We start from the raw sequence: 802 nt of genomic DNA on the forward strand, positions 1-802 counted from the left end.
TACGTACTGTCCCATTACGGACAGTGGGTTGCCCCATTCGGAGATCTCCGGATCAACGTTTACTTACAACTACCCGGAGCATATCGGTGTTAGTCCCGTCCTTCATCAGCTCCTAGTGCCAAGGCATTCACCGTGCGCCCTTATTCACTTAACTAAGTTACAGTAAATATAGCTTGTTTTGCCTTGTTGGTCTGTTAAAGACCACTTTCTTGCATTTATAAATCTAGCTTCAGCTCCCAGAAACGGTCGCTTCAGCTTTTTAAACATGATGTCGTTGTTACTCTTATTTAGTTTTCAAGGTACAAAAATGGAGCCTAGCGGGATCGAACCGCTGACCTCCTGCGTGCAAGGCAGGCGCTCTCCCAGCTGAGCTAAGGCCCCGTAATGAAAATAAGATAGTGGGCCTGAGTGGACTCGAACCACCGACCTCACGCTTATCAGGCGTGCGCTCTAACCAGCTGAGCTACAGGCCCATCTTTTTTCATTCTATATAAAATTAAGAGAATTGCTCTCTCAAAACTGAACCAAACAACCCAGTATGTTCCGAAAATAGTCTAGCTCCAGTGGCCGGTAAACAGCCACTTGCGCTTTCTTATTTATATCCTTAGAAAGGAGGTGATCCAGCCGCACCTTCCGATACGGCTACCTTGTTACGACTTCACCCCAATCATTGGTCCCACCTTCGGCGGCTGGCTCCAAATGGTTACCTCACCGACTTCGGGTGTTACCAACTCTCGTGGTGTGACGGGCGGTGTGTACAAGACCCGGGAACGTATTCACCGTGGCATGCTGATCCACGATT

General features: G+C 48.5%; 2 tRNA genes and 2 rRNA genes. All 4 read right to left on the bottom strand.

The features are described 5' to 3' along the window. Positions 1-154: ribosomal RNA gene (locus L3V42_RS18035) — 23S ribosomal RNA — on the bottom strand; the annotation flags it as partial. A 154-nt stretch (positions 155-308) separates the two neighbouring features. Continuing rightward, positions 309-381, bottom strand: a tRNA-Ala gene (locus L3V42_RS18040). Between the two features lie 18 nt (positions 382-399). Beyond that, positions 400-473, bottom strand: a tRNA-Ile gene (locus tag L3V42_RS18045). A gap of 135 nt (positions 474-608) precedes the next feature. Continuing rightward, positions 609-802: ribosomal RNA gene (locus L3V42_RS18050) — 16S ribosomal RNA — on the bottom strand; the annotation flags it as partial.

The sequence above is a fragment of the Oceanobacillus alkalisoli genome (assembly GCF_022213125.1).
Taxonomy (GTDB): domain Bacteria; phylum Bacillota; class Bacilli; order Bacillales; family Amphibacillaceae; genus Oceanobacillus; species Oceanobacillus alkalisoli.